This window comes from Bacillus sp. SJZ110 (genome assembly GCF_006715455.1).
In the GTDB taxonomy this organism is placed as follows: Bacteria; Bacillota; Bacilli; order Bacillales; family Bacillaceae; genus Bacillus; species Bacillus subtilis.
On record NZ_VFNF01000003.1, the window covers coordinates 210,441 to 225,087 of the forward strand.

A 14,647-nucleotide genomic window follows, 5' to 3' on the forward strand; every position below is an offset into this window, starting at 1 on the left:
ATCAAGCTCCTCCTTTTTGTTTTTCAATCCCATTCCAGCGCTTCGCTTCAGGAAGCCGAATGCCGAATTGGTCCAACGTTCTGAATACAATATGGTCAACCATTTCCTCTAAGCTGCTCGGCTGATTATAAAATGCCGGCATCGGAGGAAGAATGATGGTGCCCATTTTCGTAAGCGCTAGCATATTTTCGAGATGAATCTGGTTCAAAGGCGTCTCTCTCGTTAAGAGGACGAGTTTTTTTCTCTCCTTGAGCATGACATCCGCCGCACGTGTCAGCAGATTATCCGCCATGCCGGTGCGAATGCTTGCGAGAGATTTCATGCTGCACGGCGCAACAATCATTCCATCGGTATCAAACGACCCGCTTGAAATGGCTGCCGCCTGATCCTTATGTGAGTAAGTGTATGTGGCCAGTTGTTCTACTTCTTGTAACGTATAGCCTGTTTCGTGTTTGATCGTGACGTTTGCCCAAGGAGACACAACGAGATGGGTTTCCACTCCGGCGGCCTTCAGCCACTGCAGCAGCCTGACCCCGAAAATGGCCCCTGTTGCCCCTGTCATTCCGACAACGAGTTTCACTTTGCCCCCTCCTTTACGCTTGAATTCTGCTTTCATTTCAATCATACTCCTGATATATCCATATGAAAAATATCTATTAAATCTATATTTAATACCTAAAAGGTATGATAAGGAGGCGCTTTCTTTTGGACATTCGCCAGCTTCGATACTTCATTACCATTGCCCAAGAACAGAAAATCACGTCCGCAGCCAAAAAGCTTCACATGGCGCAGCCGCCTTTAAGCAGGCAGCTCAAACAGCTGGAGGACGAACTTGGTGTTGTTCTGTTTGACCGGAACAAGAAAAAACAAATGACTCTTACATATGAAGGAGCTGTTTTTCTAAAAAGAGCAAAAGAGATTCTGCATAGGTTTGAAGATGCAGTCATTGAGGTACAGGAGCTGAAGGAGGAAGTAGCCGGCACACTTGCCGTGGGATCAACGATTTATTGCGCGGCTCTGATGCTTGAAAAAGTAACACAGATCAAAGAGAGATACCCCCATCTCACCTTTAATATTTGGGAAAATGAACCCGCGACACTGTTGGAACTGCTGGAAAGCCGGCAAATCGATGCGGCGGTCACGACAACACTGATCAAAAGTGACACGGTACAATTCAAACAGCTTGATGACATTCCATGTGTGCTCGTGCTTTCAGATGAAGCCGGATATCCGTGCGGAGACACCATTAAGATGGAGGACATTCCTTCATTTCCGCTGATCCTGCTGCGGCCTGTCAACGGAAAAGGCGTCTATAATCAGGTCATGAATGAATTTCATCGTTTGAATCTGGAGCCGCGCATTGTTTGTGAATGCCACGACTCTGCAACTTTGCTCAGCCTCGTGTCATCCGGATTCGGTGCGTCTATTTTGCCCGTCACAATGATTCCCGTTCATATGAGAAATCACGTTCACACCGTCCATATCGAAAATAATCCCTTCATTATGACACCGGCTGTCATGTGGAGAACGGACAGTTATTTGCCTAAACCGGCACAGCAATTTTTGGATTTATTTTAAAAGAATTTGCCTTATGAAAACCAATTACTTGACTCATACTAAAAAAAAGTTATCCTTTAGATTTGTAAGCTATTTTTTTATTTCAATAAAATCAACCAGAAAAGTGGGGAATAAGATGAAAAAAGCATTATTGGCTTTATTCATGGTCGTAAGTATTGCAGCTCTTGCAGCTTGCGGAGCAGGAAATGACAATCAGTCAAAAGATAATGCCAAAGATGGCGATCTTTGGGCTTCAATTAAGAAAAAAGGTGTGCTCACAGTCGGAACGGAAGGAACATATGAGCCGTTCACTTACCACGACAAAGACACTGATAAACTGACTGGCTATGATGTCGAAGTTATCACAGAAGTCGCAAAACGCCTCGGGCTTAAAGTCGACTTTAAGGAAACACAGTGGGACAGTATGTTTGCCGGCCTGAATTCCAAACGGTTTGACGTTGTTGCCAACCAAGTCGGAAAAACAGATCGTGAAGACAAATATGATTTCTCAGATAAATACACAACATCAAGAGCTGTTGTCGTAACGAAAAAAGACAACAACGATATTAAGTCTGAAAAAGACGTAAAAGGAAAAACGTCAGCTCAATCACTGACAAGCAACTACAACAAATTAGCTACAAATGCCGGCGCTAAAGTAGAAGGCGTTGAAGGTATGGCGCAGGCCCTTCAAATGATCCAGCAAGGCCGCGTCGATATGACATACAACGATAAGCTTGCCGTATTGAACTACTTAAAAACATCTGGCAATAAAAACGTGAAAATCGCGTTTGAAACAGGTGATCCTCAGTCAACATATTTCACGTTCCGTAAAGGAAGCGGCGAGGTTGTTGATCAAGTCAACAAAGCATTAAAAGAAATGAAAGAGGACGGGACTCTTTCTAAAATTTCTAAAAAATGGTTCGGCGAAGATGTTTCTAAATAATCTGCCGGCATTGACGCTTGGCACGGCGATCCCGTGGGATCTGGTGCAGCAGTCATTCTGGCCGATACTTTCAGGGGGAATCTACTATACGATTCCCCTTACGATTCTTTCCTTTATATTCGGAATGATCCTGGCGCTGATTACGGCGCTTGCCAGAATGTCGAAAGTGAGACCTTTGAGATGGGTGTTTAGTGTATACGTATCCGCAATACGCGGCACTCCTCTTCTCGTTCAATTGTTCATCATTTTCTATCTGTTCCCGGCCTTTAACGTCACATTAGATCCATTTCCAAGCGCAGTTATCGCCTTTTCATTAAACGTCGGCGCCTATGCATCTGAAATCATTCGGGCATCTATTTTATCCGTGCCGAAAGGGCAATGGGAAGCCGGCTACACAATTGGCATGACACATCAAAAAACGCTGTTCCGCGTCATTTTGCCGCAGGCGTTTCGTGTGTCGATCCCGCCATTATCCAATACCTTTATCAGCCTGATTAAAGATACATCCCTCGCCTCTCAAATTCTGGTCGCTGAGCTGTTCAGAAAAGCCCAGGAAATCGGCGCGCGGAATCTTGATCAAATTTTAGTGATCTATATTGAAGCAGCCTTTATTTATTGGATTATCTGCTTCCTGCTCTCACTCGTCCAGCATGTCATCGAACGGCGTCTTGACCGCTACGTGGCCAAATAAGGAGGTTCCGAGTATGCTTACCGTTAAAGGATTAAACAAATCATTCGGTGAAAATGAAATTTTAAAAAAGATAGATATGAAGATTGAAAAAGGAAAAGTCATCGCCATACTTGGGCCTTCAGGTTCAGGGAAAACGACGCTGCTCCGCTGCCTGAACGCTCTGGAGATCCCGAATCGCGGAGAGCTTGCATTTGATGATTTCTCCATCGATTTCTCCAAAAAGGTGAAACAGGCAGATATCCTAAAGCTTCGCCGAAAATCCGGAATGGTGTTTCAGGCGTATCACCTGTTCCCGCACCGCACAGCCCTCGAAAACGTGATGGAGGGCCCTATTCAGGTGCAAAAACGGAACAAAGAGGAAGTCAGAAAAGAAGCGATTCAGCTTCTTGATAAAGTCGGATTGAAGGACAAAATGGATTTATATCCGTTCCAGCTTTCCGGCGGCCAGCAGCAGCGCGTCGGCATCGCCCGCGCACTGGCGATTCAGCCTGAGCTCATGCTGTTTGACGAACCGACCTCAGCGCTTGATCCCGAGCTTGTCGGAGAGGTGCTGAAGGTTATCAAGGACTTGGCCAATGAAGGCTGGACCATGGTCGTCGTGACCCACGAAATCAAGTTCGCGCAGGAAGTTGCGGATGAAGTCATCTTCATCGACGGCGGCGTTATCGTGGAGCAAGGACCGCCGGAGCAAATTTTCACTGCACCAAAAGAAGAACGGACACAGCGGTTCTTGAACCGGATTTTGAACCCGCTGTAATAAGAAAAACAGGGCGCCAGCGCCCTGTTTCAGATTATTGACAAAATCCTAAAACGATTTTCGTTTTAGGATTTTGTGATTTTCAGCGTGATTGAAAACCTTTGAAGTCTAGGAAGGGCGAGCATTGGAGCACAGCGAATGTTAAATTCGTGAGCACCGAAGCACAGGCCTGACAACGAATGCAAGGGTTTGCCAACACGCTGAAACAGGGCGCCCGCGGCGGCCCTGTTTTTTTGTTGAGCCCCTTTCGCCTATTCCGCCCTTCTGTCAGATGTGCTACAATGACAATCGACTGATTTTTACGAAAGAAGGGACCTCACGTGAAGCAAGAACTTGTTCTGCGCTGGACATTTTATTTTGCCGGTTTGATCATTTTGGCTTTTGGTGTATCCCTGACGATAGAAGGAAAAGCACTCGGCATTAGTCCGTGGGATGCATTTCATTACAGCCTGTTTCAGCACTTCGGGCTTACCGTCGGCCAGTGGTCCATCATTATTGGAGCGCTCATCGTCGGATTCACGTCATTGTTTACGAGAGCTTGGCCGAAAATTGGTGCCCTCCTGAATATGGTGCTCATTGGTGTATTTATAGATTTTTTCAATTTCATTCTGCCTGCCCCCTCGACCTACACAGGCTCGATCATCGTCTTCTCTCTAGGCGTGGTGCTGATCGGTTACGGCGTCGGTGTTTATGTATCAGCAGGCCTTGGCGCGGGGCCGCGTGATTCACTGATGATGCTGATTACAGAAAAAACCGGCTGGAATGTGCAATGGGTGCGGAACGGCATGGAAATAACCATTTTGTTTGCGGCATGGGGCATGGGCGGGCCGATCGGTTTTGGCACCATTTTGACCGCCATCCTCACCGGACTTATTTTGCGCTTTTCATTGCCCCAGTCAATCCAGCTGCTGAATTATGCTGTGGCAAGGCGGACAGCCGCTGTGAAAGCATCTCCGCCTGTACACTAAAACAAAGCCGCCTTGGCTTTGTTTTTTTATTTTCTCCTCTATATGAGTCTTGTGGAAGTATGATAGGATGGTTTTGACAATCTTTTGCAGACGGAGGATCTAGAATGAAGATTTACGGAATTTATATGGACCGCCCGCTTTCACAGGAAGAAAATGAACGGTTCATGTCTTTCATATCACCTGAAAAACGGGAGAAATGCCGGAGATTTTATCATAAAGAAGATGCTCACCGCACCCTGCTGGGAGATGTGCTCGTTCGCTCAGTCATAAGCAGGCAGTATCAGTTGGACAAATCCGATATCCGCTTTAGCACACAGGAATACGGGAAGCCGTGCATCCCTGATCTTCCCGACGCTCATTTCAACATTTCTCACTCCGGCCGCTGGGTCATTGGTGCGTTTGATTCACAGCCGATCGGCATAGATATCGAAAAAACGAAACCGATCAGCCTTGAGATCGCCAAGCGCTTCTTTTCAAAAACAGAGTACAGCGACCTTTTAGCAAAAGACAAGGACGAGCAGACAGACTATTTTTATCATCTATGGTCAATGAAAGAAAGCTTTATCAAACAGGAAGGCAAAGGCTTATCGCTTCCGCTTGATTCCTTTTCAGTGCGCCTGCACCAGGACGGACAAGTATCCATTGAGCTTCCGGACAGCCATTCCCCATGCTATATCAAAACGTATGAGGTCGATCCCGGCTACAAAATGGCTGTATGCGCCGCACACCCTGATTTCCCTGAGGATATCACAATGGTCTCGTACGAAGAGCTTCTATAAATGGCTCATCAACAGCTTGACACCGCGCTCAATATCTTCCGTTTTCACATTGGAAATATTGATTTTTAATAGATTTTCTTTCGGATAATCTGATAAATAATGACGGTCTATCGCCTCAAGGAGAACCCCTTGTTTTTTCAGTCTATGAATCACTCTTGAGGCGGGCAGATCCTGAGGAAGCACCAGATGGGTGTGCATACAGGGTGCCTGCCCGCTGGAGAACGTAAAGCGTCCGCTTCCCAGCTGCCTGTGAGTTCGAATGGCTTGATGTAGCCTCAGCGACCGCTCTTTATAAGAATCTCTGATTTTCTCCTTATGCCTGCCATACATACCGCTTTTCAGGTAAATCTCCAATGCCGCTTGAGAAATCATCGAACAGTCGATGTCGTTCAGTTTTTTGTACGCATAGAACGTGTCAGTCAGCGCTTCGGGCAAAACAGCCGCCCCCACGCGGAGGCCGGGGAACATCATTTTCGAGAAGCTTTTCAAATAGATGACATGTGAGGACAGATCATATGCGTACAGCGGATCTGCCTTTTTATTTTCCTCCAGATCACCGAGGTAATCATCCTCAACGAGATAGACATCATACGCTTCTGCCAGTCTCACAAGCTCCTGTTTATCACGCTCTGACAATGAGCACCCAAGCGGGTTATGGAAGCGCGGCATCGTATAAAAAAATTTAATCGATTCTGTTTGAAATAACCGCTCAACCTTGGCTATATCAAGCCCTTCTTCTGTTCGTTTCACCCCGATGGCGGGAATCCCAAGTGTCTCAAGCTGTTCGACCATCAAATGGTAGCCCGGCTGTTCAATGGCGATCTTCTCTTTCCCATTTGGGAACGGCATGGCACAAAGCAAGGATAACGCCTGCTGGACACCTGATGTAATGAAAATATGCCGTTCATCCGCAAATACCTGTTGAGTGGCCAAGAGCTTTTGGAGTACGCGGATGAGTGATGGAAGCCCCTTTGGCGTCCCATAAATAAACAAATCGTTTTTGTATGTATCAATCGCTTTGTTGATGCAGTGCTGAAAATCAAGATACGGAAACACATCTGGGTCCGGCGCAGATGTGGCAAAGTCGATGGGGCCAGGCTGCCCGCTTCTTGATTTCCCTGTCTTTTTCACAATATAATAGCCGCTTTTCGGAACAGAATAGATAAGGTGGCGCTTTTCCAGCTCCTGCAGCGCGCGGATCACTGTGCTTTTGCTGACTTGGTAGCGGGCGGACAGCTGACGGATAGATGGAAGCCTGTCTCCTTCTTGATAGGCGGTGCTTTGCATTATCTCCTCTATCCTCGTTAATAGACTCATATATTTCTCCATGCCTTCTCCCCCTGTTTTGTACCGGTACAGTTCATTGTTTTTCTCATTGTACCGTTCTGACCGCGGCCATACAATAAAGGGAGCGACCGGCGCTGCAATTCAGGTAAAGGAGCCCTTCCCATTATGGTTAAACATCAGCAAGCCCCCGCTTATATAGCGGCTATTTTATATTCGTTCATTATCGGTTTATCCTTTCTATTCGTAAAAATCGCACTGCAAACAGCAGAGCCGTTTGATATTTTGGCGCATCGGTTCACCATTGCGTTTGCTGCGGCCACTATACCGATCTTATTCGGCTGGGTAAAGCTATCAATCCGCATAAAGGACGTCATTGCCATTTTGCCGCTCGCCCTGCTGTATCCCGCGTTATTTTTCAGCTTTCAGGCATTCGGCCTTGTGTACTCGTCCTCCTCTGAAGCGGGAATTATTCAGGCAGCCATTCCGATTTTCACGATGGTCTTTGCCGCTTATGTTTTAAAGGAACGCCCAACGTGGACGCAAAAGGGGTTCACGGTTTTATCCGTTGCCGGCGTCATGTTTATTTTTGTGATGAAAGGCGTTGACGTGGAATCAGCCAGCTTAAAAGGGTCTTTGCTGATCCTATTGTCTGCTTTGTCTTCAGCGATGTACAATACTGCTGCCAGAAAAATGACGCAGCGGTTCAAGCTGACCGAGCTCACCTACATCATGTCAGCCATCGGCTTTGTCGTCTTCAACGCCATCGCCCTTGTGCGTCACGGAGTGGCGGGAACAGTCGGCACTTATTTTCTGCCGTTCCGGGAGCCCGGCTTCGTTCTCGCCATTGTGTATTTGGGCGTGCTGTCTTCACTTGTCACTTCATTTCTGTCTAACTATACGCTGTCGCGAATTGAGGCGTTTAAAATGAGTGCTTTTAATCATGTATCTACCATTGTGACGATGATTGCAGGAGTTGTGATTCTCAACGAAAGCCTGGTCTGGTACCATCTTGCCGGGGCTGTTTGTATTATGATTGGCGTGGTGGGGAGCAATATCAATCTGGAGAAAAAAACAAAGCGCCCTGGTATACCTGCAAAAAAATGAAAAATTATGCTAGACTGAAAGGAAAAACATGGTTAGAGGTGTAGGTTTACCGTATGATTCAATATGCTAGTGAAAGTATCAATCTTCCAGGAGAAATCGCTTTTAAGGATGTAAGAGAAATCTTTTTTTATCAATTCGCAAAAATATCATGCTTTTACTTTCTGTTGTTTTGCGCCATATTTGCTGCAGTTAACTTCATTAATGGATGGCCCCGTATCGTTTATGGCAGTGACGCGCTTAACTTGTTTATGAACAGTATGTTGATTATCGTGATGTCAGTTCTGTTTACACTGCTGCTCCTCCTTCTTCTATATGTGAAGTTTTCCAGAGCATACAAGAAGAACGAACGGATGAAATCTAAAAGAACATATACCCTCAATCAAGAAGGAATCTGTATAAGTTCTAAAAAATATAACCTCATTTTCAATTGGAATGAAATCACAGCTGTTTTCGAATATAAGAATATCTTCCGCATCAATACATCCAGCAGCCAATATATTGCGATCCCCAAACATTTTTTTCACTCCGAAGAGGAGATGAACAGATTCAAGGGGATTATCCTTAAAAATACCGAAACAAAAAAACTCAAATTTAAAAAGGATCAGCATTGACAGTGCTGATCCTTTTATATTGAATGGTGGGTTTCTTTTGCCTTCTGTTTATCTAAAAACGGCACCAGCTCTATTACAGCCGATAAACCCACAAACACGATGCACACAGCGACAATCAGCAAATAACCATGAGTCATGTCAAAAAACAAACCGCCCGCATACACGCTGAGAGCTCCGGCAACCTGATGGATAAAGAAATTGATGCCTAACAGCGATCCGATCAATCCTGTTTGATAGCTTTCCGAAATTGACGCCGCGGTCAGCGGGATCACGCCTGTGTAACTGAGCCCGAATAACAGGATAAACCCGAAGTACCAAAGGTCGCTGTGATGAATTCCGAGAATGGGAATGAGCAGGCAAATGAGGCTGAGCAGCCGAATGAAAAATAAGATGGATAGCATGACGCTTCTGCTGCCGAGGAGATCTGACAGCCAGCCCGCCAATAATCCGCCAATGATGATAAACGCCCCGAACGCGGCCATCATTCCGTTGACATGAGAGACATGCGCATCCTTCAGTATCGGGACGAGGTGAGCATCAATAATTCCCATTGTAAATCCGCAAGTAAACACGCCGAAGTACAGGATATGAATGAGGCGGGATTGCTTCATCACGTTCCAAAACCCCCGCCAATCATAAGATTTTTTCACAGACTCCGCTTGCGCATGTGGCGGGTGCTTCATCCCAAAGACGAGGAGCGGCAGCAGAACAGCCGCCATGACGATTCCCAAAATGGTATAGGTGCTCTGCCAGCCGGCATGATACGGAGCCGCAGCCCAAATGGGCGAGAGAAGCAGCAGGCCCGCAGAGTTGGCATTGGTCAAAATAGCAAGCGCCAGGCCTTTGTGTGTGTCAAACCAACGGCTGATGAAGTACTGGGTCGTCACGCCGACCGCGCAGGAATAGCCGATTCCGCCAAGCACACCGTAAATGGCGGAAAACACATGAACATTCGGTGAATAAGGAAGCACCAAAAAGCTTGCGCTGATGCAGACAGCTCCAAGCGCCATAATTTTTCTGACACTGAAACGGTCGATAAAAAAACCGACAAAAAACTGGACGATGCCGGTTGTGATCATAAAAATGCTGACAGAAACCGAGATCAGCGACCTGTCGGCATGGAAGGCATCTGCCATTGGCAGCATAAAAAATTGAAAGGAATTTCTGAATGAGTTCATTCCGATGGCGAAAACAAACGTAAACAGCAATACAAACCATTTCATCCTGGGAGACGTGCGCATGTTTCGACCTTCCTTTATTTGAGTATTTCGACTATTATACCATGCAAAAATTGGCATTCAACATAAAAAAAAGCGGAACAGCCGAAGCTGTCCGCTTTTGATCACGGTTGAATGATCGGATGCTGATTCAAGATCGCAAAAATCCGTTCTGCGACTTCTTCCGTTTGTGACAGCAGGAACATGTGCCCGCCGTCAAATTGATGGAATGTGATGTCTTTTGCCCACTTCTTCCACCCTTCCGCATCTCGTATGCACTTTTTATCATCAAGCCCGTTAAAGACATGAACAGGCGACTGGATCTGGGCCAGATCGTAAAGCTCAAATTGTTCAAGAGCCCGGTAATCTGATCGGAAAGAAGGCAGGAAAAAGGACATGATCTCCTTATTTTCAACAAGCTCTGCGGGCATTCCGCCTAATTGGATAATATGATAGAGAAACTGATCATCAGGCAGGTGGGACACTTTCTTCCGCTGAATATGAGGCGGCTGGATTGCAGAAATGATAACCGCCTGCGGAAAGATGCCTTCACGCTCAAGCTTTTGCGCCAGCCTGAAGGTGATCATTCCGCCCATACTGTGTCCGAACAGCACAAACGGCCGATCAGGGCGAAGGTTCAGTTCTTGCTTGTACAAATCCGTCAGCTCTTCAAGATCCTCAATAGCTGACGTTTGATTCGTGCCGTGTCCCGGCGGCTCGGCAGCGAGCATCTCGCACTCCCCCTGCAAAAAAGCATGGAGAGGGCGAAACGACGCCGAGTAGCCGCCGGCAAACGGAAAACAGATGAGCTGCGTTTTTTCCGACGCATCAAATGATTTGAAGAGTTGGCTCATTGGCTGTCTCCTCCTTTCATCACTTCTTTTATGAAACCGTTACGGTTTGTGTATTAAGAAATTCGAGCAAAATCTCCGCATTCCTATCTAGCGTTTCGCCCTGCAGCATTTCTGCGTGTGTTCCGAAGCCTCTTTTCATACGGTAAGCACCTGTTGTAGCTTCTTCCCATGATGCAAGCCATTCCGGCATGTCAAAATCAGCGCCGGAAGTCAACAGATCAATATCTGCTTTCACCTGGCCTGTGCTGATCAGATTGACGTAGTATGAGTAAAAGGCATGTGTTTTTTTCTTGAGGCCTTGTTTGACGGCTTCGCTGTTGAGCGCTTCATTGTCCCGATTGACATTCATCAACGCTTCGACATCACTTTCAACCGTGCGTCCGTCCAGATCACTGACACCTTGTTTTTTATAGGAATCGACCATGATGATCCGCTGAACAATACGGCCTTGTTCCTCAAGCTTTTTCGCAGCTTCAAACGCCAGGCTGCATCCCGCTGAATATCCAAACAATGTTAAAGGCCCTTCCGGCTGCAGCTTCTGGATCAAATCCGCATAGCGGTCAAGCCGGTCTTCCTCCTCAATAAAATCAAAGGCGCACAGCTTGTATGACGGCAAGCGGCTGGATAGATTTTGGTACATAAGGCCATAGCCCAAGACCGGCGGGAATGCGAAAATGATCTGCTCCTGATCCTGATTCATTATCGTTACATTCTGCAAGCCATCAGGGCCCCCGTTTTTCACATACGCTGAAATGCCGGCGATCGTCGGCGCTTCAAACAAAAGCTTTACTGGAAGATCAATCCCGAGCTCTTTCTTGATGCGGGAAGCGGCGGTCATTGCCTTCAAGGAATGCCCTCCGAGCGCAAAGAAATCGTCATGAATGCCAATTTGCTTTCTGCCGAGAACCTCAGACCAGATTTGTGCGATTGTTTCCTCCATCTCGTTCCGCGGTCCAATCCATTCTTCCGCCAGCTGATCCTGATCAGGTTTTGGGAGCAGCCGTTTATTGACTTTCCCGTTCGTCGTTAAAGGAAGCTCATCCAAGAAGGTAAAGGTTTGCGGCACCATGTAAGCAGGAAGCTGTTTTTTCAGGTGCGCCTTCACGTCCTCAGCTGAAAGCTGCGTCCGGTTCACGAGGTAGGCATTGATTGATGCATCGCCAGACTCATGGCGGTCCGCCACAACGACCGCATCTTTCACACCTGGGTATTCCTGCAGCTGCTTTTCGATTTCTTCAAGCTCAATCCGGTGTCCGCGTATTTTGACCTGGTCGTCAATACGGCCGGCGTATTCAATCGTTCCATCCGGCAGCCAGCGCGCTAAATCCCCTGTGCGGTAAAGCGTCTCTCCCGGCTTGAACGGGTTCTTGATAAACTTTTCCTTCGTGAGGTCAGCACGATTTACATACCCTTTTGACACGCCCATTCCGCTGATGCACAGTTCACCGATCGCCCCGAATGGCTGGAGCTGGCTTTGCTCGTTCAGAATATAAACACTGGCATTGCTGATCGGCTTTCCAATCGGCAATGAGGAGATGGAATCCGGTATATCATGCACGACGTGAGCTGTCGCAAACACTGTTCCCTCAGTCGGCCCGTAGCAGTTAATCAGCTTGCCCGGCCCCATGACCCGCAGCGCTTTTCTGACATGAGGCACTGACGCGCGCTCTCCGCCGAATAATATACAGCGAAGCCCCTTCATCCAATCCTCTCCCGCATCTGTGAGAAGATTAAATAGTGCGGTTGTCGCAAACATGACATTGACATTCTCTTGCAGGATCAGATCTGTGAGCCGTTCTGTATCAAGCAGCGTATGTTCATCTGCGATAATGAGCCGTGCCGCATTCAGCATAGAAGCATAGAAATCAAAGGTAAATGCATCAAAGGCGTAATTCGAAACAGACAAGAACGTATCCTGATCAGAAAATGCCATGTAGTCTACATGCTTGACCAATCCTTGAATATTGGCATGAGTGGTGATATTGCCTTTTGGCTTTCCGGTTGTGCCGGACGTGTACATGATATATGCCGGATCATTAGGATCAATCGCGGTTGCAGGATCGCTTGCCTGTTCTTCAAACCGTGTTTGATCATCAATGAAGAGCGTTGTGCCTGTATACGGCAGCTCAGCCGCTTGTTCTTTTATCTCCTGATGCGTCAGAAGACAGGCTGCCGCACTGTCAGCCAGCATATACGAGATTCGGTCCTCTGGCAGCTTCGGATCAACCGGCAGATAGGCTGCTCCCGCCTTTAATACACCGAGAATGCCGATCACCAGTTCAAGTGAGCGCTTCGTGTACAGCGCTACAACAGAGCCTTTGCCCGCACCTTGTTTTTGCAGCCGGCGTGCAAGGCGGTTCGCTTCCTCATCTAATTCGCGATAAGACAGGGTCTGGCCGAAATACGTAAGCGCCGGTGCATCCGGATTGACGTTCACTGCTTCCTTGAACCAATCCGTCAGAGGCTTTGTTTCATGAGCTTGAGCCGGCGGGTTTAAGCCGGTTAGCAAAAATTCTCTCTCCCTGTCGTCAACGATGTTGATCGTGCTGACAGGCTGATCCGGATTCTGGATGAGCTGCTGAATTGCTGTGAGAAGCTGAGATTTCAAGCGCAGGATAAACGCCTCATCAAACACATTCTCGTTATAAGCAAGCTTAATCAGCATCTCATCTCCCGGGGAAGCCATCAGGTTGAGATCATAATTCGACTTCTCAAAAACATGAACATCCACCATATCAAAGCCGTTTTCACTGCTTTCTTCATTTTTCGCATCCTGAAGCGGATAGTTCTCAAAAACAATAATGTGGTCAATCAGTTTCGGCTGATCGGCCTGGCTTTGGATGTCATAAAGCGGCACATATTGATGCGGCTCAGACTGCAGCGATTGCTCCTGCAGCTGCTTGAGCAAGCCGTTAAATGTGATACCCTCAGACAGCTTCACACGTCTCGGGACAACGTTGATAAACAGCCCGACCATATGTTCAACGCCTTTGATTTCCGCGGGACGCCCTGAAACAACTGTACCGAAGGCCAAATCGCCAGACTGCTGATAGCGGCTGATCAATACGCTCCAGACTGCCTGCAGCGCCGTACTTAAAGTGGTATGCTGCGATTTTGCAAGCTCGGTAAAGGCCTTTGTTTCCGCCTCCGGCAGTGAAAAGAGCAGCTCTTTCGGCTCATAGCCGGCCTTTTGTTTCTTTCTTTGCTCCGCAAACGTCGTTTGTCCTTCAAAGTCCTCCAAGTACTCGCGCCAGTAGCGGAGCGATGCTTGTTTATCCTGCTTTTCAAGCCACTTGATGTAGTCTTTATACGGTTTGACGGGGGGCAGGCTGTACGGCTTTTGTTCGCGCAGAGCATTGTATACCTTAAATAGATCCTGTACGACGATGCCGAAGCACCATCCGTCCAAAATAATGTGGTGGTAGCTCCACACCCATTCAAAGCTTTCTTCAGCTTTCTTGAAAATGGCTGCCCGCATCGGAATATCCCGCGTCAAATCAAAACCCCTGATCTTATCCTGTTCTTTGTACTCATTGATTTTGGCTGTTTGCTCGCTGCCCGTTAAGTGTGTCAGATCGATTTCTTCTATATGGAACTGCCGTTTTTTCAATACGACTTGGATAGGTCTTTTTACTTTTTCGTGAATGAACACGGTACGAAATACATCGTACCGGTCCATGATCACATTCATGCTTTCTTCAAGACATTTGATATTCAAGCTGCCTTTTACTTTCATCGTGATTTGTTCAAGGTAAAAGCTTTGGCCGGGATTCAGGATGGCATGAAAAAGCATCCCTTCCTGCATCGGCGATAGGTAATACATATCTTGAACCTGATCCTTGCTAAATTGACTCATATGTTTCGCTCCCGCCTTCTGTA

Annotated in this window: 13 protein-coding genes; 8 read left to right on the forward strand and 5 right to left on the reverse strand. The window is 47.1% G+C overall.

What is annotated here, in order from left to right:
• Window position 1: 1 nt before the first annotated feature.
• Window positions 2–616 carry a non-oxidative hydroxyarylic acid decarboxylases subunit B gene (locus FB592_RS11185; RefSeq protein ID WP_014478815.1) on the reverse strand — a complete coding sequence of 205 codons (615 nt, stop codon included), beginning with the start codon at window positions 614–616 and terminating at the stop codon, window positions 2–4.
• A gap of 89 nt (window positions 617–705) precedes the next feature.
• Here FB592_RS11185 and bsdA point away from each other — a divergent pair, with 89 nt between their 5' ends.
• The 6 genes from bsdA to FB592_RS11215 all read left to right on the forward strand — a co-directional run bounded on the left by bsdA (window position 706) and on the right by FB592_RS11215 (window position 5,695).
• The gene (bsdA, locus tag FB592_RS11190; protein ID WP_003234533.1) at window positions 706–1,578 is read left to right on the forward strand and encodes a transcriptional regulator BsdA; all 873 of its coding nucleotides are present in this window, start codon (window positions 706–708) and stop codon (window positions 1,576–1,578) included.
• 115 nt (window positions 1,579–1,693) lie between these two features.
• Window positions 1,694–2,500, forward strand: a complete 807-nt coding sequence (gene tcyA, locus FB592_RS11195) for a cystine ABC transporter substrate-binding lipoprotein TcyA (RefSeq protein WP_032726543.1) — start codon at window positions 1,694–1,696, stop codon at window positions 2,498–2,500.
• Entirely contained in the window at window positions 2,487–3,191 is a 705-nt protein-coding gene (gene tcyB, locus FB592_RS11200) for a cystine ABC transporter permease TcyB (protein WP_003234541.1), read from the forward strand. The genes tcyA and tcyB overlap by 14 nt, the downstream gene beginning before the upstream one ends.
• A 13-nt stretch (window positions 3,192–3,204) precedes the next feature.
• Window positions 3,205–3,948, forward strand: a complete 744-nt coding sequence (gene tcyC / locus FB592_RS11205) for a cystine ABC transporter ATP-binding protein TcyC (RefSeq protein WP_043940049.1) — start codon at window positions 3,205–3,207, stop codon at window positions 3,946–3,948.
• Window positions 3,949–4,268: 320 nt separating this feature from the next.
• On the forward strand, window positions 4,269–4,916 hold the full coding sequence (locus FB592_RS11210) for a YczE/YyaS/YitT family protein (protein ID WP_014475783.1): 648 nt from the start codon (window positions 4,269–4,271) through the stop codon (window positions 4,914–4,916).
• A gap of 104 nt (window positions 4,917–5,020) precedes the next feature.
• Window positions 5,021–5,695, forward strand: a complete 675-nt coding sequence (locus FB592_RS11215; protein WP_032726545.1) for a 4'-phosphopantetheinyl transferase — start codon at window positions 5,021–5,023, stop codon at window positions 5,693–5,695.
• Here the strand turns inward: FB592_RS11215 and FB592_RS11220 are convergent.
• Window positions 5,690–7,024 (reverse strand): aminotransferase-like domain-containing protein, encoded by a 1,335-nt coding sequence (locus tag FB592_RS11220; protein ID WP_141949516.1) that lies wholly within the window; start codon window positions 7,022–7,024, stop codon window positions 5,690–5,692. The two genes, FB592_RS11215 and FB592_RS11220, sit on opposite strands and share 6 nt — an antisense overlap.
• 123 nt (window positions 7,025–7,147) lie before the next feature.
• Between FB592_RS11220 and FB592_RS11225 the strand changes: the two genes are divergently transcribed.
• Both FB592_RS11225 and FB592_RS11230 read left to right on the forward strand, forming a co-directional pair.
• Window positions 7,148–8,086: a DMT family transporter gene (locus FB592_RS11225; protein WP_125121460.1), complete on the forward strand. Its 939-nt coding sequence runs from the start codon at window positions 7,148–7,150 to the stop codon at window positions 8,084–8,086.
• A 53-nt stretch (window positions 8,087–8,139) separates the two neighbouring features.
• A complete protein-coding gene (locus tag FB592_RS11230) occupies window positions 8,140–8,697 on the forward strand; it encodes a YcxB family protein (protein ID WP_021481771.1) in 558 nt (185 codons plus the stop codon).
• A 14-nt stretch (window positions 8,698–8,711) separates the two neighbouring features.
• Here FB592_RS11230 and FB592_RS11235 read toward each other — a convergent pair whose 3' ends face one another.
• The 3 genes from FB592_RS11235 to srfAC form a co-directional block, all read right to left on the reverse strand.
• Window positions 8,712–9,938, reverse strand: coding sequence for an MFS transporter (locus FB592_RS11235; RefSeq protein ID WP_021481772.1), 1,227 nt, complete (start codon window positions 9,936–9,938; stop codon window positions 8,712–8,714).
• Window positions 9,939–10,039: 101 nt separating this feature from the next.
• Entirely contained in the window at window positions 10,040–10,768 is a 729-nt protein-coding gene (srfAD, locus tag FB592_RS11240) for a surfactin biosynthesis thioesterase SrfAD (protein ID WP_021481773.1), read from the reverse strand.
• Between the two features lie 28 nt (window positions 10,769–10,796).
• Complete coding sequence (gene srfAC, locus FB592_RS11245; RefSeq protein WP_141949517.1) at window positions 10,797–14,624, reverse strand: surfactin non-ribosomal peptide synthetase SrfAC; 3,828 nt, start codon at window positions 14,622–14,624, stop codon at window positions 10,797–10,799.
• Window positions 14,625–14,647: the final 23 nt, after the last annotated feature.

What these genes read in the sequence shown, in the direction of transcription:
- FB592_RS11220 (WP_141949516.1), bottom strand. Translation starts at nt 7,024, where the DNA reads ATGGAGAAATATATGAGTCTATTAACGAGGATAGAGGAGATAATGCAA.
- srfAD (WP_021481773.1), bottom strand. Translation starts at nt 10,768, where the DNA reads ATGAGCCAACTCTTCAAATCATTTGATGCGTCGGAAAAAACGCAGCTC.
- FB592_RS11215 (WP_032726545.1), top strand. Translation starts at nt 5,021, where the DNA reads ATGAAGATTTACGGAATTTATATGGACCGCCCGCTTTCACAGGAAGAA.
- FB592_RS11225 (WP_125121460.1), top strand. Translation starts at nt 7,148, where the DNA reads ATGGTTAAACATCAGCAAGCCCCCGCTTATATAGCGGCTATTTTATAT.
- FB592_RS11235 (WP_021481772.1), bottom strand. Translation starts at nt 9,938, where the DNA reads ATGCGCACGTCTCCCAGGATGAAATGGTTTGTATTGCTGTTTACGTTT.
- srfAC (WP_141949517.1), bottom strand. Translation starts at nt 14,624, where the DNA reads ATGAGTCAATTTAGCAAGGATCAGGTTCAAGATATGTATTACCTATCG.
- FB592_RS11185 (WP_014478815.1), bottom strand. Translation starts at nt 616, where the DNA reads ATGAAAGCAGAATTCAAGCGTAAAGGAGGGGGCAAAGTGAAACTCGTT.
- tcyB (WP_003234541.1), top strand. Translation starts at nt 2,487, where the DNA reads ATGTTTCTAAATAATCTGCCGGCATTGACGCTTGGCACGGCGATCCCG.
- tcyA (WP_032726543.1), top strand. Translation starts at nt 1,694, where the DNA reads ATGAAAAAAGCATTATTGGCTTTATTCATGGTCGTAAGTATTGCAGCT.
- FB592_RS11230 (WP_021481771.1), top strand. Translation starts at nt 8,140, where the DNA reads ATGATTCAATATGCTAGTGAAAGTATCAATCTTCCAGGAGAAATCGCT.
- tcyC (WP_043940049.1), top strand. Translation starts at nt 3,205, where the DNA reads ATGCTTACCGTTAAAGGATTAAACAAATCATTCGGTGAAAATGAAATT.